The sequence below is a fragment of the Kitasatospora sp. NPDC085895 genome, from assembly GCF_040702125.1.
Lineage (GTDB): Bacteria > Actinomycetota > Actinomycetes > Streptomycetales > Streptomycetaceae > Kitasatospora > Kitasatospora arboriphila.
The window spans coordinates 1-21,112 of sequence record NZ_JBFBJY010000035.1; the positions used below are offsets into that span (position 1 = coordinate 1).

At 76.0% G+C, this 21,112-nt stretch carries 13 protein-coding genes, 2 tRNA genes and 1 pseudogene; 10 read left to right on the top strand and 6 right to left on the bottom strand.

Annotated elements, in window-relative coordinates:
• Positions 1-376: 376 nt before the first annotated feature.
• Positions 377-1,636: pseudogene (locus tag AB0442_RS21785) on the bottom strand (SpoIIE family protein phosphatase); the annotation flags it as partial.
• 178 nt (positions 1,637-1,814) lie between these two features.
• Complete coding sequence (locus AB0442_RS21790; RefSeq protein ID WP_366164720.1) at positions 1,815-3,137, bottom strand: FAD-dependent oxidoreductase; 1,323 nt, start codon at positions 3,135-3,137, stop codon at positions 1,815-1,817.
• Between the two features lie 426 nt (positions 3,138-3,563).
• On the opposite strand from AB0442_RS21790, the gene AB0442_RS21795 reads away from it, so the two are divergent.
• Together AB0442_RS21795 and AB0442_RS21800 are read left to right on the top strand one after the other, a co-directional pair.
• Positions 3,564-4,367, top strand: a complete 804-nt coding sequence (locus AB0442_RS21795) for a helix-turn-helix domain-containing protein (RefSeq protein WP_366164629.1) — start codon at positions 3,564-3,566, stop codon at positions 4,365-4,367.
• A gap of 221 nt (positions 4,368-4,588) precedes the next feature.
• Positions 4,589-6,601, top strand: a complete 2,013-nt coding sequence (locus AB0442_RS21800; protein WP_366164631.1) for a sigma-70 family RNA polymerase sigma factor — start codon at positions 4,589-4,591, stop codon at positions 6,599-6,601.
• Positions 6,602-6,715: 114 nt separating this feature from the next.
• On the opposite strand, the gene AB0442_RS21805 is transcribed toward AB0442_RS21800, so the two are convergent.
• Together AB0442_RS21805 and AB0442_RS21810 are read right to left on the bottom strand one after the other, a co-directional pair.
• Positions 6,716-7,420, bottom strand: a complete 705-nt coding sequence (locus AB0442_RS21805) for a DsbA family oxidoreductase (RefSeq protein ID WP_344628196.1) — start codon at positions 7,418-7,420, stop codon at positions 6,716-6,718.
• A gap of 141 nt (positions 7,421-7,561) precedes the next feature.
• The gene (locus tag AB0442_RS21810) at positions 7,562-8,998 is read right to left on the bottom strand and encodes an MFS transporter (RefSeq protein WP_366164633.1); all 1,437 of its coding nucleotides are present in this window, start codon (positions 8,996-8,998) and stop codon (positions 7,562-7,564) included.
• Between the two features lie 172 nt (positions 8,999-9,170).
• Between AB0442_RS21810 and AB0442_RS21815 the strand changes: the two genes are divergently transcribed.
• Entirely contained in the window at positions 9,171-9,689 is a 519-nt protein-coding gene (locus AB0442_RS21815) for a MarR family transcriptional regulator (protein WP_366164634.1), read from the top strand.
• A gap of 78 nt (positions 9,690-9,767) precedes the next feature.
• Here AB0442_RS21815 and AB0442_RS21820 read toward each other — a convergent pair whose 3' ends face one another.
• Complete coding sequence (locus tag AB0442_RS21820; protein WP_363545873.1) at positions 9,768-10,271, bottom strand: universal stress protein; 504 nt, start codon at positions 10,269-10,271, stop codon at positions 9,768-9,770.
• Positions 10,272-10,422: 151 nt separating this feature from the next.
• Positions 10,423-12,555 (bottom strand): asparagine synthase-related protein, encoded by a 2,133-nt coding sequence (locus tag AB0442_RS21825; RefSeq protein WP_366164636.1) that lies wholly within the window; start codon positions 12,553-12,555, stop codon positions 10,423-10,425.
• 778 nt (positions 12,556-13,333) lie between these two features.
• On the opposite strand from AB0442_RS21825, the gene AB0442_RS21830 reads away from it, so the two are divergent.
• The 7 genes from AB0442_RS21830 to AB0442_RS21860 all read left to right on the top strand — a co-directional run bounded on the left by AB0442_RS21830 (position 13,334) and on the right by AB0442_RS21860 (position 20,988).
• Positions 13,334-14,755, top strand: coding sequence for an MFS transporter (locus AB0442_RS21830; protein WP_344628482.1), 1,422 nt, complete (start codon positions 13,334-13,336; stop codon positions 14,753-14,755).
• A gap of 62 nt (positions 14,756-14,817) precedes the next feature.
• Positions 14,818-14,881 (top strand) — tRNA-OTHER (locus tag AB0442_RS21835).
• 370 nt (positions 14,882-15,251) lie between these two features.
• Positions 15,252-16,829, top strand: a complete 1,578-nt coding sequence (locus tag AB0442_RS21840; protein WP_366164638.1) for a TROVE domain-containing protein — start codon at positions 15,252-15,254, stop codon at positions 16,827-16,829.
• Between the two features lie 444 nt (positions 16,830-17,273).
• Positions 17,274-18,545, top strand: a complete 1,272-nt coding sequence (lhgO, locus tag AB0442_RS21845; RefSeq protein ID WP_366164639.1) for an L-2-hydroxyglutarate oxidase — start codon at positions 17,274-17,276, stop codon at positions 18,543-18,545.
• A 50-nt stretch (positions 18,546-18,595) separates the two neighbouring features.
• Entirely contained in the window at positions 18,596-19,426 is an 831-nt protein-coding gene (trmB, locus tag AB0442_RS21850) for a tRNA (guanosine(46)-N7)-methyltransferase TrmB (protein ID WP_363545862.1), read from the top strand.
• A 140-nt stretch (positions 19,427-19,566) separates the two neighbouring features.
• Positions 19,567-20,838, top strand: coding sequence for a PrsW family intramembrane metalloprotease (locus AB0442_RS21855; protein ID WP_363545859.1), 1,272 nt, complete (start codon positions 19,567-19,569; stop codon positions 20,836-20,838).
• Between the two features lie 76 nt (positions 20,839-20,914).
• Positions 20,915-20,988 (top strand) — tRNA-Met (locus AB0442_RS21860).
• Positions 20,989-21,112 lie beyond the last annotated feature (124 nt).

The following is a 21,112-nucleotide window of genomic DNA, read 5'->3' on the forward strand; positions in this document are numbered from 1 at the left end:
CAGCGGACCCTCCGGGCGTTTCGCTCTTCCGTGTTTCCAGCTTATCAGATCCGAGCCTGTGCTCTTCACCGACGCGCTTTCTTCACTGCCTTGTCGGAACCGGCCTGACGGCCCGTCCGACGTTTCAAACCTTAGCCGATCCCCGCTCCGAAAAGCGAATCCGGCGCCGGCCCGAAGTGCAATTCCTATAAACGCGCACGCTGAATTCGCACGGGGACGCGACAAGACGCGACCCAGCCCGAGCCGGGAAGTGGTGTTTCAAGGGATTGGCCGCCTCGGGACCGTCCGTGCGGATCGCTCGTCCGGTGCTCCCTGTCAGGCAACTCGGAGAACATTACACGTCGGATCCGTCGGGTTCAAGTGGCAGCTGGAAGGCCAGCACGGCCACGTCGTCGTCGTGCTCCGCGGTGACGCCCATCGCCCGCAGCAGGCGGGCGCAGACGACCTCCGGGCCGCCCGCGGCGCCGGCGAGGGTCCGGGCGAGCAGGTCGAGCCCGTGGTCGATGTCCTCGTCGCGGCGTTCGACCAGGCCGTCGGTGTAGAGGACGCCGGTGGTGCCGGGCAGCAGCTTGAGGGTGTGCGAGACGTGGCTGCCGCTGCCGGTGCCGAGCGGGGGGCCGTTCTGCTCCTCGCCCTGCAGGACGCTGCCGTCGGGGCAGCGCAGCAGCAGCGGCAGGTGGCCGGCGGAGGCGTACTCCAGGGTGCCGGGGGCCGGGTCCCAGACCGCGTAGGTGCAGGTGGCGATCTGGTTGGCGTCGATCTCCATGGCGAGGCCGTCGAGCAGGCCCATCACCTCGTGCGGCGGGAGGTCGAGCCGGGCGTAGGCGCGGACGGCGGTGCGGAGCTGGCCCATGACGGCGGCGGCCCGCAGGCCGCGGCCCATCACGTCGCCGATGACCAGGGCGGTGCGACCGGCGCCGAGGCGGATGACGTCGTACCAGTCGCCGCCGACCGCGGCGTCGGCGCCGCCGGGCTGGTAGGTCGCGGCGACCCGGAGGTCGGCGGGCTGTTCGAGCTTCTGCGGGAGGAGGCTGCGCTGCAGGGTGACGGCGGCCTCGCGCTGGCGCCGCTCGGCCTCGCGGACCCGGGTGGCGGCCTGGACCTGGTCGGTGACCTCGGCGGCGTAGATGAGCAGTCCGGCGGGCGGGCGCGGACCGGGCCGGGGGTCGAGCGTGCCGAGCGGCGGGTCGGCGGGGGCGAGCGGGACGCAGGAGACGTTGTAGTAGCGGCTGCCGGCCGGGCCGAGGATGCAGCGGGCCTTGACGCTGCGGGGTCGGCCGCCGCGCAGGGCCTGGTCCATGAGGGGGAGGACGCCGAGGGCGGCGAGCTCGGGGAGGCCGTCGGCGGCGGGCAGGCCGGCGGTCCGTTCGCCGAAGAGCTCTCGGTAGGCGTTGTTCGCGTACCCGAGCTGGTGGAGCGGGCCGTAGGTGACGGCGACGGGGGCGGGCAGCCGGTCGAGGACGCCGCGCAGCTCGTAGAGCTCGTGGATCTCGCGGTGGTCGAGGGCGGCGGCCGCGGTCTCCGGGTCACGGGGGCCGGGCAGGGGCAGGGGTTCGGTGGTCGTCGAGGGCGGGGCGGACGGAACGGTGCGCCTCGGGGCTCCGGTGAGCCGGGCGCTCCAGCGCATGAGGTTCAACGTCTGCCGCTTCCTCGGGTGTGGGGTTGGGCGGTTTCTGAAGGGTCATCACATGATGTGCTCGGGGCAGCACGGGCCGTGATGATCGGCTGGGCAGATCCTGTCAGGCGGAGGTGTCGTTTCGGAAGTCGTATCGCCGGTCCGGCGCATTCGCTACAGACCGGCGTACGCGGGGGCGCTAGGGGCGCTCCAGGAAGCCCGACTCGAACTCCGCGCGCGGGTGCTCCACGGTGCCGAGCGAGACGACCTCGCGGCTGAAGAGCCCGCCGAGCAGCCAGTCGGTGAAGACCCGGACCCGGCGGTCGAGGCTGGGCAGTCGCCGCAGGTGGCGGGCCCGGTGCAGCCACCAGGCCCGGCGGCCGGTGAGGCGGCCCCGTCGGGTGTGGGCGACGGCGCGTCCGAGGCCGAGCGACGTGGAGCAGTGGATGCGCTCGGGCCGGTAGGCGGCCAGGGCGCCGTGGTCGAGGTCGGCCAGCAGGTTCTCGGCCAGGAGCCGGGCCTGCGCCAGCGCGTGCTGGGCGTTGGGGGCGCACAGCGCACCGTCGGCCGCCGGGTCGGGAACCGCCGCGCAGTCACCGGCGGCCCAGGCGCCGGCGAGCGGGGTGCCGCCGGGTCCGCGGACCTGGAGGGTGGGCAGGCAGCGGACCCGCCCGGTGGGGTCGAGCGGGAGGTCGGTGTCGCGGAGCAACGGGGCGGGCCTCACGCCGGCCGTCCACACGAGGGTGCGGGCGGCGAACCGGCTGCCGTCGGAGAGGGCCATGACCCGGTCGACGGCGGACTCCAGGGTGGTGCCGAGGTGCACGTCGATGCTGCGTTCGCGCAGTTCGGCGAGGGTGTGGGCGGCGAGGTCCGCGCTCTCCTGGGGGAGGATCCGGTCGGTGGCCTCGACGAGCACCCAGCGCAGGTCGTCGGCGGTGAGGTTGTGGTAGCCGCGGACGGCGTAGCGGGCCATGTCCTCCAGTTCGGCGAGGGCGCCGACGCCCGCGTAGCCGGCGCCGACGAAGAGGAAGGTCAGGGCGGCCTGGCGGAGTTCCGGGTCGCGGGTGGAGGAGGCGAGGTCGAGCTGTTCGAGGACGTGGTTGCGGAGGGCGACCGCCTCGCCGACGCTGCCGAAGCCGAGTCCGTGGTCGGCGAGGCCGGGGACGGGGTCGGTCCGGGAGACCGAGCCCGGGGTCAGGATCAGGTGGTCGTAGGCGAGTTCCGCGGGTTCGGCGGCGGCCCCCCGGGGGGCGGTGTCAACCTGGGCGGTCCGGCCTGCGTGGTCGATCCGGGTGATCCGGGCGGTGAGCACGCGGCAGTGCGGGAGGACCTTGCGCAGGGGCACGACGACGTGGCGGGGGTCGATGCTGCCGGCGGCGACCTCGGCGAGCAGCGGGTGGTAGGTGAGGTAGGGCTGGGGCTCGACCACGGTGATCTCGGCGTCCCCGGTGCGCAGTCGGGGGGCGAGCGCCTGTTGCAGTACGAGGGCCGCGGCCATGCCGGCGCATCCGCCGCCGACGATGAGAATCCTGATGGGGCACCCCCTGCCGTCCGTGGGCCGTGTGACCTGATTCACGTCCCGCCGGGACGCCCTCCAATGAGGCAATGCGCGGGGTGCGTTTGTCCACAGGGCGAACGTGATCGAGTGGGTCGGATGTGGCGGAGGTCGCCGCCCGGGGCGGGTGTCGGGACGGCCGGTGGCCGGACGGCGGTTGCCGGTCCGGGGGCGACCGGTGGTAGGAGGTCCGCTTCTGCCACGAACTCGCCTGAACTATGGTCGGATTGTGTCCCCTCAAGGTCGGGGTCGATCGACCCGGCGGCCGACTGGCCGGCGGGGAACTGGGGAAGGGTTAGTCCGCACCTGTTGAGTGGCGGACGGCTTGGGGCCGCACCGGGGGGTGCGGAAGGTTCGGGCGGGCGCCGTCGGTGTCCGCGGGGGAGGGTTGAAGTGACGGATCAGGAGCGTCCGGCCGGCGGCGTGGTGTCGCCGGTGCACGGACGGATCGGGGCGGGCCACGGCTCGGTACCGGAGCAGCGCGGGCCGGTCGGCTCGGAGCTGGTGGTGGCCGGCCCGGGGACGGGTCGGCCGGGTCGGCTGCGGGTGGATGCGCGGCGCAATCTGGAGAGCGTGCTGCGGGCGGCCCGGCAGGTGTTCGGCGAGCTGGGCTACGACGCGCCGATGGAGGAGGTGGCCCGCCGGGCCGGCGTCGGCGTCGGCACGGTGTACCGGCGCTTCCCCAGCAAGGAGGTCCTGGTCCGCCGGATCGCCGCGGAGGAGGTCGCCTGGCTGACGGCGCAGGCCCGCGAGTCGCTGTACGGCGGCGGCGCGGCGTGGGAGTCGCTGGCGGGTTTCCTGGGCCGGGCGGTCGCGTCGGGTGCGGGTCGGCTGTTGCCGCCGGAGGCGTTCCGGTACGCGGCGGAGCTCGGCCGGGTGCCGGAGCCGCGCGGGCCGGAGCCGCGTGGGCCGGAAGCTGAGGCGGAGCCGTCGGGCGGTGCCGGGCCGGGTGCGGCGGACGCCGATCCGCGGTTGCTGCTGCAGTTGGTGGCGGCGCTGGTGGCGCGGGCGGCCGCGGCGGGCGAGCTGCGTCCCGGGGTGACGGTCTCGGACGTGGTGCTGGTGCTGACGGCGGCCGTCCCGGTGCACGCCCTCACGGCGCTCCCGGACGGAGTGGAACCGACGGAGGGTCAACCCGGTGACGCTCCGGCGCAGCGGCTGCTGCAGATCCTGTTGCAGGGTCTGCAGTCGCGCTGAGCAAGGGATTTGGGTCGGCCGGGGTGTCGTCCGCGGTGCCCGTACGAGTGGTCGCGGCAGGTCCGGCTTCCGGCCGGCGCTGTGCTATGCAATCCTTTGCCCGTGCTTGGAGCCATTGTCCCGTTGCGCGGTGTTCCTGCAGCTCGCTGCGGCCGCGCGGCCGCCGTGGCCGCGTGTCCGGCGGCCGGTGCGGCGGCGGATGCGGCTGCCGGGGTGCGGCGGTGAGCGCCGAGGAGCTCGGTGAGCCGGGGTCCGGTGCTGGCCCGTCCGGCCAGGTGCCGGACCAGGCGGGTGCGCCGCTGCGGGAGTCGCTGGCCGGCCGGGTGCCGGGCCAGGCCGCGGCTGGTCTGGGCGGTGTGACGCCGGAGGCCTTCATCGGTGAGGAGCCGCCGGCGCGGGCCGTGGTACCGGCGCCGGCCGATCCGGTGGACAGTGAACGTCCGCCGTCGGACGCCGAGTTGACGGCGCGGGTGCGGGCCGGGGACGACTCCGCGTACGAGGAGGTCTACCGGCGGCACGCGGAGGCGGTGCGCCGCTATGCACGGACGTGCTGCCGGGACAGCTTCACCGCGGAGGACCTGGCGGGCGAGGTGTTCGCCCGTACGCTGCAGGCGCTGAAGGCGGGGCGCGGGCCGGAGTTCGCGGTGCGCGCCTACCTGCTGACGGCGGTGCGCAACGTGGCGGCGGCCTGGGCGCGGACCGAGCGGCGCGAGCAACTGGTCGACGACTTCGGGTCGTTCGCGCAGGGTACGGCGGGCGCGGCGATCGAGTACGACCTGGCGGACCCGGGTGCGGACGCCTGGGCGATGGCGCTGGCCGACCAGCGGATGGTGATGCGGGCGTACGCCGGGCTGCCGGAGGACGACCGGGTGGTGCTGTGGCACACCGAGGTCGAGCGGGAGTCGCCGAAGGCGGTCGCGGTGATGCTCGGCAAGACGGCGAACGCGACCGCGGTGCAGGCGCACCGGGCGCGGGACCGGCTGGCCGCGGCCTTCCTGCAGGCGCACGTGTCGGGCAGCCAGGAGCAGGGCTGCGCGGCGTACGCCAACCGGCTCGGGGCGTACGCGCGCGGGTCGCTGCGCAAGCGGGCCTCGGCGGAGGTCGGCCGGCACGTGCAGGGGTGCGCCCGCTGCACGGCGGCCTGCGTGGAGCTCACGGACATCAACCACAGCCTGCGGGCGGTGCTGCCCGGGGGCGTGCTGCTGTGGGTCGGCGCCGGGTCGTTCGCGAAGGCGGCCGGGGCGGTGCTCGGCGGTGCCGCGGTGGCCGGGGCGGTGGGTGCCGCCGGTGCGGCGACGTCCGGTGGGACGGCCGCGTCCGGGGCGGCCGCGGCGGGCGGTGCCTCGGCGGGTGGTTCGGGCGGTGCGATCGGGGCGGCCGCCGGTGAGGGGCTGGGGGTCGCGGCCAAGGCCGGGATCGCCGCGAGTGTGGCCCTGGCCGCGGCGGCGGTGGCGGCCTGGGCGTTGAGCGGTCCGGCGGACGTGCCGCCGGAGGCTGCGCCGCGGGCGGCCGTGGTGTCGTCGGCGCATCCCCCGGTGGTGGAGTCGCCGTTGCCGGTGCCGTCCGGGAGCCCGTCGCCGGTGGTGCCGCCGGCTCCGCCGCGGCGTTCGCCGCTCGCCGCGCCGGTCGTTCCGTCGCCGGCGGGTTCGGCGACGGAGGAGTCGCCGTCCCCGGTCCGGCCCCCGGAGCCGTCGACCCCGGCTCCCGAGCCGCCGTCCCCGGATCCGACGCCCGCTCCGACGCCCGCTCCGACGCCGACCCCGACCGCGACGCCCGCGCCGCCGCCCACCGCGTTCTGGCTGGACGACCTGCCGTTCGCCGGCTCCGGGCGCCGGGACGCGGAGGACGAGGGCCGGCCGGCGATCCGCCGCGGCGGCGGTTCGCTGGCGCGGCGGCCGGGGCTGTGGATGGCCGGGCAGTGGTACCGGCATGCGCTGAGCGTGCACGTGCCGTCCCGGGTGGCGGTGGACCTGAACCGCAGCTGCACCGCGTTCGACGCGGTGGTGGGGCCGGACGACCTGGCGGTCGGGCGCGGCAGCGTGGTGTTCGCCGTGCTGGGCGAGGACGGTTCGGTGCTGTGGGGCTCCGGCCCGGTGCGGGCGGGCGACCGTCCGGTGCGGGTGCACGCGCCGCTGGCGGGTCAGCGCTCGATCCGGCTGGTCGCGGAGCGGGCGGACGGCGGCTGGGCGCTGCTGGACGTCGCCGACTGGGCGGACGCCCGGCTCACCTGCTGACGGTCGCCGGCTGAGGGCCCGCCGGACGCGGGCGCCCGGCCGTCCGCCGAGGGAGGGCCGGGCGCTGCGGGTGGGTCGCGGAGGTGTCGTAGTGGTGCCGGGGCGGCGCCGTCGTCAGACGGCGCAGCTGCCGTCCGCGCAGGCGGCGGAGTCGTCGGGCCCCGTGCCGGGTGCGGGGACGAGCGCGCCGGTCTCCTCGGCGACCTGCTGCAGGACGCGCAGGAAGGTGTCCGCCTCCTGGCCGCCCTGCACGGCCCAGCGGCCCTCGAAGACGAAGGTCGGCACGGCGGTGATGCCGAGCGAGCGGGCCCGGTCGAGCTGGTCGCGGACCTCGTCGGCGCCCTCCTCGCCCGCGAGGTAGCCGGTGACCCGTTCGCCGTCCATGCCGGCGGCGACGGCGATCGCGGTGAGGGCCGTCCGGTCGCCGACGTCGACGCCGTCGCTGAAGTGCGCCTTGAGCAGCCGCTCCTTGACGTCGGCCTGGACGGCGGCGCCGTACTCGGTCTCGGCGAGGTGGAGCAGGCGGTGGCCGAGGAAGGTGTTGGCGTGCAGGGCGGCGTCGAAGTCGTAGGCGATGCCCTCGGCGGCGCCGAGCTCGGTGACCCGGGCGTCCATGGCGACGGACTGCGGGCCGTACCGCTCGGCGAGCCAGGCTCGGTGCGGGCTGGCCTGCTCGGGGGCGTCGGGCACCAGCTGGTAGGGCCGGTAGACCACCTCGACGCCGTCCTTGCCCGGGAAGCGGTCCAGCGCCTGCTCGAAGCGGCGCTTGCCGATGTAGCACCAGGGGCAGGCGATGTCGGAGTAGATCTCGACCTTCATGGGGGTACGGCTCCTGTTCGGGGGCGGGGCGGTGGGCGGGCGTGCGGGGCCCACCCACCAGGTTGAACGGTCAACCGTCCGTTCGGCATTCCCGTCCCGCATTCCCGCCCGGCGTCGAGCGGGTCGGCGGGCCGCCCCGGGTCAGCCGTCGTGCGAGGCCAGGGCGGTGCGCGGCAGGGCGAGGCAGAGCAGGCCGGTGGCCGCGAACAGCCCCACCACCCAGGGCAGCACCGTCGTCATCGCCGGGCCGGGGCCGTCGGCGGTGTGCTGGAAGAACAGTGTGGCGAGGGTGGCGACGCCGAGTGCCCCGCCGAACTGCTGGGCGGTGGAGAAGATGCCGGACGCGCCGCCGGCGGTGTCCGCGGGCACCGCCGACAGCACCACGTTGACCAGGGGCACCACCAGGAAGCCGAGGCCCGCGCCGGCCACCAGCAGACCGGGGACGAGCGGCCAGGCGCCGGTGTGCGCGGCGGCCGCACCGGACACCGCGTACCCGATCCAGGCGCAGCCGGCGGCCATCAGGACGGCTCCGGCCAGCAGCACCAGCCGCCCGTACCGGACGGCGAGGCCGTCGGCGACCGGCGCGGTGAGGAAGCCGCCGACCGAGAAGGCGGCGGTGACCAGGCCGGCCTGCAGCGGCGTGTAGCCCTGGCCGCCCTGCAGCCAGATCGCGAAGACCAGGAAGAAGCCCTGCATGGCGACCGAGAACAGCAGCTGCACCAGCAGGCCCACCGAGAACGCCTTCAGCCGGAACGCCCGTGCGGGCAGCAGCGGCACCGTGCCGCCGCCCCGACGGGACTGGGCCAGTGCCAGTCCCGCCACCGCGGCGACGCCGGCGGCCAGGCAGAACCAGCCCCAGAGCGGCCAGCCGTTGCTGCGGCCCTGGACGAGCGGCAGCACCACGGCGACCAGGCCGGCCGCCAGGACCAGGCTGCCCACCAGGTCGGGCCGGGCGGTCGAACGCTCCCGGTCGGCGGGGACCAGCACCGCCCCCGCCGCCAGGCAGACCGCGGCGATCGGCACGTTCACCAGGAAGACCGTCCGCCAGCCGAGGCCGAACAGGTCGGCGTCGGTCAGCACGCCGCCGAGCAGCAGGCCGATCCCGGAGGCGAAGCCGGCGACAGCGCCGTACATGCCGAAGGCGGCGCCGCGCTCCTTGCCGTGGAAGAGCGTCCGGAACGAGCCGATCACCTGCGGGGTCAGGACGGCGGCGGCCACGCCCTGCACGGCGCGGGCGGCGATCAGCTGGCCCGGGCCCTGGGCGAGGCCGCAGGCGAGGCTGGCCAGTCCGAACGCGGCGGTGCCGGCCAGGAAGAGCGCCTTCCGCCCGTACCGGTCGCCGAGGTGGCCGGCCACCACCAGGGTGGCGGCGAAGCCCAGCAGGTATGCGGAGACCAGCCACTGCAGTTCGGGCTCGGAGGCGTGCAGGTCCCGGCCGACGGACGGGATCGCGACGTTCACGATGGTCACGTCCAGCAGGTCCATCAGGGCGGCGGTCATCATCACGGCCGCGGCGGCCCAGCGGCGGGGGTGCGGCACGGCGGGGGGACTGTCGGCCGTGGGCGCGAGTGCGGTCATCTCTCCTGCCCTCCAGGAGTTCGGGGCGCAGGGCCGGGGCGTGGGTGGTCTGCGCGGTGATTATTTCGTTCGCCCAAACGAAAGACTTGCACAGGGCGCGACCGCACCACAAGCCTTTCGTTCACTCTAACTAAATATTCGTCCCGTCGAAGGACTCCGCTAGGCTGGTTCCATGCCCGAGCAGCAGCACCCCGCCACCGCGGCCCACCCCGCTCCCGGCGCCGACCACCACCGCGACGTGGTGCTGGCGCGGATCTACGAGGCCGGCCGCGAGTCGAGTGCGGTGACGGTGATGTTCCACTCCGCGATCGCCGAGAAGGCCGGCCTGGGCGCCACCGAGTCGAAGACCCTGGACCTGCTCCAGCGCAGCGGCCCGCTCACCGCGAAGGAGCTCGCCGAGCGGTCCGGGCTGGCGCCGGCCTCGGTGACCGGTCTGGTGGACCGGTTGGAGCGCAAGGGCTTCGTCCGCCGGGTGCAGCATCCGACCGACCGGCGCCGCGTCCTGGTGGAGCACCGGCCGGAGGCGATCGGGCGGCTGGCCGAGCTGTTCGAGGACTGGGGGCGCGAGGTCGGCGAGCTCTGCGACGAGTTCAGCACCGAGGAGCTGGAGGTCGTCGCGCGGTTCCTCACCGGCAGCACGGCCCGGCAGCGCGCCGCGGCCGCCCGGCTGACGGACCGGCCCACCGACTGACGGGCCGCCGACTGACGGCCGCCGGCTCGGCCACGGGCTCGGCCACCGGCTGACGGCCCGTCGGGGCGGTGCGCAGGCTCAGCCCGCCGGCGGGGCGGGCACCACCAGCACCGGGCAGTTCGCGTGGTGGACCGCGGCGGTGCTCACCGACCCGAGCAGCAGCCGGCTGAAGCCCCCGTTGCCGCGGGTGCCGATGACCAGTGTGTGCTGGCCGGCGGTGGCGGCGAGCACCACCTCGATGACGCTGCCGAGCACCACGTGCAGCGAGAGCTCCCCGCCGTACGGCCGGGGCCGGGCCGTCTGGACGGTGTCCACCGCACGGCGCAGCCCGTCCGCCATGCTGCCGGCCAGCAGTTCGATGGACGGCTGGACGAGTTCCACCATGCCCGGCGGGTAGCCGGCCGGCGAGGGGTTGACCACCGCCAGGACGTACAGCGGCAGGCCGAACAGCTCGGCCTCGGTCATCGCCCGGTCCAGCGCCCACAGCGAGCCGTCGGAGCCGTCGCAGGCGGCGAGGATGCCGGGCCGGGCCGCCGGGGGCGGCTCGTCGAGCACGGGCAGGGGGACCATCGCGGCAGCCACCCGGTCATGATGCCGGGTCGGCCGCCCTCCGGACGGAACGGACGCGCCGGGGCGGCCCCGGCAGGCCGTGCGAGCCCTCACCCGCGCCGGCGTGCCAGCACCCTCGGACCGCGCCCCCGGGCCGGACCGGCCGGCCCCTCCGGACGACCTCTCAGGCCGGCCGTCCGGCCAGGGCCTTCCGTTCGACCGGCGGCAGGCCCGTCCAGCAGGAGCCGTGCCGGCGGGCGGCGACCCGGCGCAGCCAGAGTTCGGTGGCGACCAGGTCGGCGAGGCCCGCCAGGGTGCCGGGCGGCAACTCGCGGCCGGGTTCGGCGGCCGAGGCGAGGGTCCGCCGGACGGCGGACAGGTCGATCAGCCCGGCGTCGGCGAGCAGCGGGCGGTGGAAGAGTTCGGCGAGGCCGTCCGCGGCGAGGCGCAGTCCGGCCCTGGCCTCGTCGGCACGGTCGGGGCGCGGGGTGCGGCCCCAGTCGGCGGGCAGGTCGGTCCGTCCGGCGCCGGTGAGGATCGAGCGCAGCAGGGCGGGCCGGGCGCCGGGCTGCAGCCGGGTGTCGTCGGGCAGCAGGCGGGCGGCGCGGACGACCTGGTTGTCGAGGAACGGGGCGTGCAGGCGCTGGCCGCGCTGTTCTGCGGCCTGGACGAGGGTGCGGTAGGCGGTGGCGTGCCGGTGGAGGGCGAGCCGGGCCCGGCGGGCGCCGGGGTGTTCGACCGGGACGGGGCCGCGGGCGGCGATCCGCAGCCGCTGGGCGACGGTGGTGAGCGCCTCGTCGGAGAGCCAGCGGGCGGCGGGACCGGGGACGTTCCAGGCGAGGTCGGCGGCGGAGCTGGCGCCGGCGGTGCCGGCCGGTTCGGTGAAGTGACGGACGGTCAGGCGGACGGCGAGGTCGTCGAGCGCGTCGGCGTAGTCGGCGCGGGCGAGCCGGTGGGCGGCGCGCAGCACGGTGACCGGGGTGCGGACGGTGCCGGTGAGGGCGCCTGCGGCGGCCCGGTCCGCGCCGGCCAACGCGGCTACGGGGGCGAGGAGTTCGCGGGCACGACCGGTGCGGACGAGGTCGGCGAGCCGGGCGGGGTGGCCGTCCAGGACCTGGCGGGCGCCGTAGCCGGTGAGGTGGTCGGTGCCGCCGGCCCGGAAGCGGGCGGCGAGCCGGGTGGCGGCGGTGAGGGCGGGGCCGGGTTCGTCGGTGAGCGGGCCGGCGAGCGGGTCGTCGCCGAGGCCGGTGTAGGGCAGGCCGGGCGGGACGACGACGTGGCGCAGCCGGGGGGCGTCGACGGCGAGGGCCAGCCGGTCCTCGCCGCCGTGGGTGACGGCGGTGAGGGCCTCGCCGTTCTCCTCGGCGGGTTCGGTGCTGGTTTGGCGGGCCCAGGACCCCTTGACGGCGCCGGTGCGCGCGGGGGCGGCGGGGGTACGGGCGGGCGGGCGGCCGGAGCCCGGGGCGAGCGGGACGGCGGCGGCGAGCAGGGCGACGGTCGCCGAGGCGGTGCCGTACGAGAGGTCTACGCCGAGCCGGGGCCGCTCCGGGTCGCCCAGCGGGTCGGGGGTGCCGGCGGTGGTGCGGACCCGGCAGCGGACGGCCTCCAGCAGGGCGCGGGTGAGTTCGCGGACGGCGGGGGCGTCCTCGCGGCGGCCGGGTCCGGGCTCCGGCTCGTACCCGGCGAGGTAGGGGCGTCCGCCGCGGATGCCGAGGGAGTGGCCGGGCGGCACCCGCAGCACTCCGGCGTACGGGGTGCCGTTGCCGAGCGCCTCGGAGGACTCGGGGCAGGCGAGCAGGGCGGCGAGGTGGCCGGTGTCGACCGGGGCGCCGATCAGGTCGGCGAGCGGGAGGGCGGCGGTGGCGTAGGCGGTGCCGCCGCGCCAGGGGGTGTGGAAGACGGGCTGGGCACCGGCGAGGTCGGTGAGCAGCACGGTGGAGCGGGTGCCGCTGCGCAGGACGGCGGTGTAGCTGCCGGGCCAGCGGGTGAGGTGGCGGACGGCGCCACCGCGGGCGGCGGCGAGGCCGGCGGCGAGTTCGGCGTCGGTGGCGCCGCACCGCCCGAGGACGGCGAGCCGGGTGGTCGCGGGGGTGTCCTCGGGTTCGGGGTGGCCGGGGCGGGGCGGACCGGAGGTGACGACGGGGTCGGCGCCGGGGCGCAGGCTGACGAGCCGGATCTCGTCGGGCCGCCAGTCGCCGACCGCCCAGAGCGGGTTGGGGCCGGTCCACAGCACGGTGCCGGCCAGCGGGCGGACGCCGTTCGGGGAGGGGCCGCCCGCGCCGTGGGGCTCTCCGCTCCAGCCGGTGAGCCACCGCATCGCGCCTCCGCCTGACGAGGGGTCGGGCGCACGGGGTGTCCGGAAGGGCGGTGCGCCGCAGGAGACATCGTGCCACCGGTTGTGCGGCGTGTGACCCGAGTTGCAGCAGTGGATCACGCCGGGCGCACGGCGGAGCGGAGCGCGGGGCGGGGTGCGTGACCGGCACGGCGGGGAGGGTCCGCGGGGCGCGCGGCAAGGCGGCGCAGCAGGGCGGCGGACGGCGGCGTGGGGACGGCGGACGCGGGGTGGCGCGGCTCGGCCGGCGGACGGGCCGGCCGAGCGGCGGGGTGCCCCGCGGGCGGGACCGGGCCGCCCCCTCCGTGGCCCGGGCCGTCCCCTGTCGCCTCGTGGCATGGACATCGCCGAATGGCCGAAAGGCGCCGCACTGCCCGGGAGGGCATCCGCATGCCCTCCCGGACCCACCGCTGCCCGCGGGGATGCGGCAGCGGTCTCCCCCGGCCCGCCGGGTCCTCGACGGCGGGCCGATCCACGGGGTCCAGCGAATCGCCCACCTGCCGCTGCGGCCAGGGGGCACGGGCGGGCGCACGTCGGCACGGCACCGGAGCACGGGAGTCCGGCCCGGAGCACGGTGGAGCGGGCCGTTCCGCGGCGGGGCGGACGGACCGTCGCCGACAGGCCGTTGGTGCGCGCTATCCCGCCATCCGGAATGCGGCCTCTTAACCCTCGGAACCCGTCCGACTACGCTAGGTGCAGCGGGTGGCCGCAATACGCGCGCCACCCTCCGCGCAGGACCTCGCCAGGGGGTGCCACCGCCACCATGACCGCCAGTTCACGAGGGCCGAACGAACGGCTCGGCGCACTCCTGTCCCTCGCCCAGATCAGCAACGCCGGACTGGCCCGCCGGGTCAACGACCTGGGCGCACAGCGCGGTCTGACGCTGCGCTACGACAAGACCTCGGTGGCGCGGTGGGTCACCAAGGGCATGGTGCCGCAGCGGCCGGTGCCGCACCTGATCGCGACCGCGCTCGGCAGCAAGCTGGGCCGCCCGGTGCCGTTGGAGGAGATCGGCCTCGGCGACACCCAACCGACCCCCGAACTCGGCCTGGAGTTCCCGCGCGAGGTGCCGGAGGCCGTCCGTTCGGCGACCGAGCTGTGGCGGGTCGACCTGGACCTGCGCAGAGGCCCCGGCGGCGGACGGTGGAGCGACAGCCTGGCCGGCACCTTCTCCGTCTCGGCGTACGCGACGCCGGTCTCCCGCTGGCTGATCACCCCGGCGGACGGCTCGGTCGCCCGGGAGGCCGCGGCACCGGACCGCTCCGGTCACCGGGTGGGCCACTCGGACGCGGCGAAGCTCCGCGAGGCCGCCCAGGAGGCCCGCCGCTGGGACTCCAAGTACGGCGGCGGGGACTGGCGTTCGTCGATGGTGCCGGAGTGCCTGCGGGTGGAGGCGGCCCCGCTGCTGCTCGGCTCGTACAGCGACGCGGTGGGCCGGGCGCTGTTCGGCGCCACGGCCGAACTGACCCGGCTGGCCGGCTGGATGGCCTTCGACACCGGCCAGCACGAGGCCGCGCAGCGGTACTACATCCAGGCCCTGCGCCTGGCCCGGGCGGCCGGGGACGTGCCGCTCGGCGGGTACGTGCTGGCGTCGATGAGCCTGCAGGCGGTGTACCGGAACTTCCCCGAGGAGGCGGTGGACCTCGCGCAGGCCGCGCTGGAACGCAACCGGGGGCTGGCGACGGCCCGCACGATGAGCTTCTTCCACCTGGTGGAGGCCCGGGCGCAGGCCAGGGCCGGCAACGCGGCGGCCTGCGCGACGGCCCTGGTCGCCGCGGAGGGGGCGCTGGACCGCTCGCGGCCCGGGGACGCCGACCCGACCTGGATCGACTTCTACACCTACGACCGGCTGGCCGCGGACGCCGCGGAGTGCTTCCGCGACCTCGGGATGCCGTCCAAGGTGCGGCAGTTCACCCGGGAGGCGCTGGCCCGGCCGACCGAGGGCTACGTGCGTTCGCACGCACTGCGGCTGGTGGTCTCCGCGATGGCCGAGGCCGAGGCGGGGGACCTGGACGCCGCCGTGGCGGCCGGCGAACGCGCGGTGGACGTGGCCGGGCGGATCTCCTCGCAGCGCAGCCGGGAGTACGTCCTGGAGCTGCTGCGCCGCCTGGAGCCCTACCAGGACGAGCGACGGGTGCGGGAGTTGACGGAACGGGCCCGGCTGGTGCTGACCGCCTCGACCTGAAGACCGCCGCGGATATTCGGATGCACCCCGGGCCGCCCGGTGGCTAACGTCTTCCTCGTCCGGGTGCGCAGGCAGAGGTTACTTCCACTGTTAATGGGCAGGTCGCGGGTTCGAGTCCCGTCATCGGCTTCGGGCCGGTGTAGCTCAGTCGGTAGAGCAGCACACGTCACCTCCGCCGCTTCTGTTCTCCGGACACCACACGTGCATACGACTGCCACCTCCCGGTGCGCAGGACCGGTTACTTCCTCCAAGAAATGAGCCGGCACCCACTTTTGATCTCGGGAGGCAGCGCGCCGGGGCGTCCGGTGCGCAGGCGGGGGTTACTTCATTGGGATCAGGCGGTCCCGGGTTCGAATCCCGGACGGCCGTGCGCGAGCACGACCGGTAGCTCAGCGGACAGAGCACCTGTTGTCACCTCCGCCGCGGGCCGGCCCGCGAGGCCGGCACGACCTCGGACGCCCCGGCTCCGCTCTGCCTCCCCGCAGGGGGAACCACCATGTCTCGCTTCAACATCCGCCGCCCGAAGACCGGCCCGACCTCGCCCGTGACCACGACCGGGCAGCACGCCCTCAACCACGCCGGCGGCGTGGGCCACCTGCGCGACGAGAAGTCCGAACTCTTCCTGCTCGCCGTCGCCAACCTGGTCGGCCAGGACACCTTCTACGAGCGCGGCGGCGCCCGCGACGACCGGTACACCGCCCTGGTCCGCTCCCTCGCGGTGAGCGACCCGGAGTGGACGCTCGGCCTGCTGCGCTGGCTCCGGTACGGTGCCGCGATGCGCACCGCCTCGCTGGTCGGCGCCGCCGAGTTCACCCGCGCCCGGCTCGACGCCGAGGCGCCCGGGTTCTCCCGGCAGGCCGTCGACGCGGTGCTGCAGCGTCCCGACGAGCCCGGCGAGCTGCTCGCCTACTGGACCTCCCGGTACGGCCGGGCGCTGCCGAAGCCGCTCAAGCGGGGTGTCGCCGACGCCACGCGGCGGCTGTACAACGGCCGCGCGCTGCTCAAGTACGACACCGTCTCCAAGGGCTTCCGGTTCGGCGACGTGCTGGAGCTGACCCACCCCTCGCCGCACCCCGACAAGCCGTGGCAGGGCCCGCTGTTCCGGTACGCGCTGGACCGCCGGCACCGCCCCGACGAGGCCGTCCCGCCGACCGGCGACGCCCTGCTGACCGCCAGCCGCGAACTGCTCGCGCTGCCGGTCGAACAGCGGCGCGCGGTCGTCACCGGCCCCGCCGGTGCGGAGCGGCTGGCCGCGGCCGGCATGACCTGGGAGGCGCTGGCCGGCTGGCTGCAGGGCCCGCTGGACGCGGCGGTCTGGGAGGCGATCATCCCCTCGATGGGGTCGATGGCCCTCGTCCGCAACCTGCGGAACTTCGACCAGGCCGGGGTGTCGGACGCGGTGGCCGAGCAGGTCGCGCGGCGGATCTCCGACCGGGGTGAGGTGCAGCGGTCCAAGCAGTTCCCGTTCCGCTACCTCGCCGCGCACCGGCACGCGCCCTCGCTCCGCTGGGGCCACGCGCTGGAGACCGCGCTCGGCCACTCGCTCGCCAACGTCCCGGTGCTGCCGGGCCGCACGCTCGTCCTGGTCGACCGCTCCGGCTCCATGTTCGACCGGCCGAGCGCGCAGACCCAGCTCAACCGGGCGGACTCGGCGGCGGTCTTCGGCGCGGCGCTGGCACTGCGCGCGGCCGACGCCGACCTGGTCGAGTTCGGCACCACCAGCCGCCGGATCAAGCTGCAGCGCGGCGACGCGGTGCTGAAGGTGCTGGACCGCTTCTCCAACCTCGGCGGCACCGAGACCGGCAAGGCCGTCCGGCAGCACTACCGCGGCCACGACCGGGTGGTGATCGTCACCGACGAGCAGGCGTACGGCGGTTGGCAGGGCGACCCGCTCGCCGCGGTCCCGGCGCAGGTCCCGGTCTACACCTGGAACCTGGCCGGCTACCGGGCGGGCCACGCGCCCTCCGGCGGCGCCCGCCGCCACACCTTCGGCGGCCTGACCGACGCGGCCTTCCGCCTGATCCCGCTGCTGGAGGCCGGCCGCGACGCCCACTGGCCCTGGGAGCAGGACTAGGGCTTGTCTGACGATTCCCGCCGCGCGCGCGACGCCGGGCATCCCGACCGGACGCACCGCCGCATCGCCCGAGTACGTCCAGTACGAGGCCGATACGGCGGCACGCCCGGTCGGGCGCCCGACGCCGCGCGCCGATGCGACGCGAATCGTCAGACAAGCCCTAGCGGCAGCCCCTCGCGGGGCGATCACCGTGGGGCGCGGGGAACCGCGCGATTCGGATGTGGCGCACCGTACGGACCAGGGCTCGGCCCGAATTCGTCGCGATGCCCCTTCCCGGACTGCGCAGTTCCCCGCGCCCCTGGTGGTGCCCTCCGCAGTTCTCCCCCGGCCTTCGGCCGGGAGGTGCCCCCACGCGCCCCCTGGGGGTTCCCCCGGCCGCCTTCTCGGTGGGCCCCCGTCGTGGCACGATCGCTGCGGCGGGGGCAGCCGAGCGAAGGGGCCGAGGTGCGCTACGACGTCGACGTTCTGGTGGTGGGGGGCGGCATCGTCGGCCTGTCCACGGCATACGCGCTGACCCGGGCGCAGCCCGGCGTGCGGGTCGCGGTGTTGGAGAAGGAGCAGGCCCTCGCCGCGCACCAGACCGGCCGCAACAGCGGGGTGATCCACAGCGGGGTGTACTACCGGCCGGGTTCGTTGAAGGCCCGGTACGCGACCGGCGGCGCCGCGGAGATGGTGGAGTTCTGCCGCGAACAGGGCATCCCGCACGAGGTCACCGGCAAGCTGATCGTCGCCACGTCGGCCGAGGAGCTGCCGCGGCTGGCCGCGCTGGCGGAGCGCGGCCGCGCCAACGGCATCCCGGTGGCCGAGCTGGACGCGGCGGGCATCGCCGGGTACGAGCCGGAGGTCCGCGGGGTGGCGGGCCTGCACGTCGGTACGACCGGCATCTGCGACTTCCCGGCGGTGGCCCGCCGGTACGCGGAGCTCGCCGGGGAGAAGGGCGCGGTGCTGCACACCGGGACGGAGTTGCGTGCGGTGGCCCGCCGTGCGGACGGGGTGACGGTGCAGACCTCGACGGGGGAGGTCCGCTGCGGGGTGCTGGTGAACTGCGCGGGCCTGCACGGCGACCGGGTGGCGCGGTTGGCCGGCGACGACCCGGGGGTGCGGATCGTCCCGTTCCGCGGCGAGTACTACGAGCTGGCCGAGCACCGGCGGGGCCTCGTCCGGGGCCTGGTCTACCCGGTGCCGGACCCGGCCTTCCCGTTCCTGGGCGTGCACCTCACCCGGGGTGTCCACGGGGACGTGCACGTCGGCCCGAACGCGGTGCCCGCGCTGGCCCGGGAGGGCTACGACTGGCGCACGGTGCGGCTGCGCGACCTCGCGGGGACGGCGGCCTTCCCCGGCACCTGGCGGATCGCCCGGCGGCACTGGCGGTACGAGCTCGGCGAACTGCACCGCTCGCTGTCGCGGAAGGCGTTCACCACCGCGGTGCAGCGCCTGCTGCCTGCCGTGACCGCCGGGGACCTCGTCCCCGCCGCGGCCGGGGTGCGCGCCCAGGCGGTGGCCCGGGACGGCTCGCTGCTGGACGACTTCGCCTTCGCCGGCTTCGACCCGGACGACCCGGCCTCCGCCCGCCGGGCGGTGCACGTGCTGAACGCGCCCTCGCCGGCCGCCACCGCCTCGCTGCCGATCGGCCGTGAGGTGGCCCGGCGGGCGCTGGCGGCGCTGGAGGCCGGCGGTGGGGCGCCCGGGCGGGACACGGCCGGGCCGGGGCGATGAGACGCGGGCCACGCCGGGACACCGGCGGACCCTCGTAGACTGGGGCGATTGTGACTGCCACCGCCCCCAGCCCCGAGCTGTCCCCGTCCGCCCGGCTCTCCGCCGCCCCGGCCGCGTACCCGGCGCCGATGTACCCGCACAAGGCCACCGAGGCCCAGCACCGGGAGCGGCGCATCCGCAGCTTCCAGCCGCGCCGCGGCCGGATGACCAACGCCCAGGCGGACGCCCTGGACCGGCTGTGGGAGCGGTACGGGCTGGCGATCGACGGCACCCCGCTCGACCTGCCGGCGCTCTTCGGCGACCTCCCGGTCACCCTGGAGATCGGTTTCGGCATGGGCGAGACCACGGCCGCGATGGCCGCCGCCGACCCGTCGTCCGGCATCCTGGCCGCCGACGTGCACACGCCCGGCCACGGCAACCTGCTGCAGATGCTGGAGCGCGACGGCTCCCCCAACGTGCGGCTCGCCGCGGGCGACGCGGTGATCCTGCTCCGCGACATGCTGCCGGACGCCTCGCTGGCCGGTCTGCGGGTCTACTTCGCCGACCCGTGGCCGAAGCCCAAGCACCACAAGCGCCGCCTGGTCCAGCCGCACTTCCTGGAGCTGGTGCTGCCCAAGCTCGCGCCCGGCGCGCTGGTGCACTGCGCCACCGACTGGGAGCACTACGCGGAGCAGATGCTGGACGTGCTCTCCGCCTCGGACGAGCTGGAGAACCTCCACCCCGAGGGTGACGGCAGCGGCTGGCTGGAGCCCGAGCAGCGCCCGGCGGGCAGCGTGCCCGGTTACGCGCCGCGCCCGGACTGGCGACCGCTGACGAAGTTCGAGCGGGCGGGCCTGGCCAAGGGGCACGTCGTACACGACCTGCTCTTCCGGCGCCGCTGATCCGCCCGGCGGACTCCCGCCGGACCCGGTGGCGACACCCCGCCACCGGGAGCTGACGGTACGTCACCCGCAGTGATGACGGGCACACGGATCGTCCCGGGGGCTCCCCCTCCGGCGGAGCCGTCGCCTACGCTTTCCGGGTGAGCCGTCCGCCCAGCGGCAGCCCGTCCCCCAGCACCACGGCCCGCACTGCCGCCGACGAACCGCCCGCGACCCCCGCCGGCACCCGGACCATCCCGGGGCCCCGGGCCGGCGCGGTCCGCCGTCTGCTGCCGCACTGGGCGCGGCTGGAGGCCCTGCACCGCTCGCTGCACTACCCGGCGCTCTCCTCCTCTCTGGCCGCGTTCGCGCTGGCCGGCAGCGGGGTGCTGATCCTGCACCTGGTGCAGCGGCAGACCGGCACCACCGGCCTGCTGGTCGGGCTCGGGCTCGCCCTGCTGCCACTGCCCTTCGTGCTGGGCTCGCTGGCCTGGCTCAACCAGACCGCGCGCGTCCCGCTGCGGCACACCCTCTTCTGCCTGGCCTGGGGCGCCTGCGCGGCCACCACGGTGGCCCTGCTCGCCAACGGGTGGGCCAGCGACTTCCTGATCGCCCACCAGGGCAGCAGCCGCGGCGAGACGCTCGGCGCCGAGGTCGCCACCCCGCTGATCGAGGAGCTCTGCAAGGGCGCCGCGATCCTCCTGCTGCTGCTGCCCGTCCGCAGGCGGCCCAGCTGCCGGCAGGACCACAGCTGTGCGCTGCTCGCCGAGGCCGGCCCGGAGCAGCCGCACACGGCCGGCCCGCCCGCGCCGGTGCCCGCCGTCCCCCGGCCGCGCCGCCCGCGCGGCGCGCTGCCGCGGATACGGCCCCACCTGCGGCCGCTGCCGTACTTCCGCCCGCCGGTGCTGCTCGCGCCGGGTGACCGGGCGCATCCGCGGGCCCGCTCCAGCCCGCGGACGCTGGCCGCCGGCCTCGTCCTCGGCGCGATCACGGCCTGCGGCTTCGCCTTCACCGAGAACGCCCTCTACCTGGGCCGCGCCTTCACCGACGACCAGCAGTCCCGGCTGGACTCCATCGGTCTCGGCGAGCCGCCGACCCTGCGCGACTTCGACTCCACCGTGCACACCTTCGTGCTGCGGGCGCTGCTGTCGCCCTTCGCGCACCCGCTGTTCACCGCGCTGACCGGCCTCGGGGTGGCGATCACCCTCACCACCGGGCGGCGCTGGCTCTCCCGGCTCGCCGCCCCGGTGGGCCTGGCCGCGGCGATCGGCCTGCACGGGGTGTGGAACGGCGCCGCGGGTCTAGGCACGGACGGCTTCCTGCTGATCTACGGGCTGGTCATGGTGCCCGCCTTCGCGGCCCTGGTCTGCCTGGCGGTGTGGGCCCGCGCCCGGCGCGCCCGGCAACCCGCCCGCCCTCCGCTGCCGGGGTGACCGATGCGTGGACGGCACCCCCGTGGGGAACGGATTTCCCTTCCGCGCGTCCGTCACGTAGTGTTGGGTTCACCGACGCGGGGTGGAGCAGCTCGGTAGCTCGCTGGGCTCATAACCCAGAGGTCGCAGGTTCAAATCCTGTCCCCGCTACTCAGTAGCACGAAGGCCCGGCAGATCTTCTGCCGGGCCTTCGTCGTGTCCGGGCGGCGCCCGGGGCGCACGGTCCTGCTCCGGGCCGCCCAGCCTGGTACCGGCGGTACCCGGAAAATCCATT

Coding starts and splice junctions, on each gene's coding strand:
- AB0442_RS21840 (WP_366164638.1), top strand. CDS start 15,252: ATGTCTCGCTTCAACATCCGCCGCCCGAAGACCGGCCCGACCTCGCCC.
- AB0442_RS21825 (WP_366164636.1), bottom strand. CDS start 12,555: ATGCGGTGGCTCACCGGCTGGAGCGGAGAGCCCCACGGCGCGGGCGGC.
- AB0442_RS21810 (WP_366164633.1), bottom strand. CDS start 8,998: ATGACCGCACTCGCGCCCACGGCCGACAGTCCCCCCGCCGTGCCGCAC.
- AB0442_RS21805 (WP_344628196.1), bottom strand. CDS start 7,420: ATGAAGGTCGAGATCTACTCCGACATCGCCTGCCCCTGGTGCTACATC.
- AB0442_RS21830 (WP_344628482.1), top strand. CDS start 13,334: ATGACCGCCAGTTCACGAGGGCCGAACGAACGGCTCGGCGCACTCCTG.
- AB0442_RS21815 (WP_366164634.1), top strand. CDS start 9,171: ATGCCCGAGCAGCAGCACCCCGCCACCGCGGCCCACCCCGCTCCCGGC.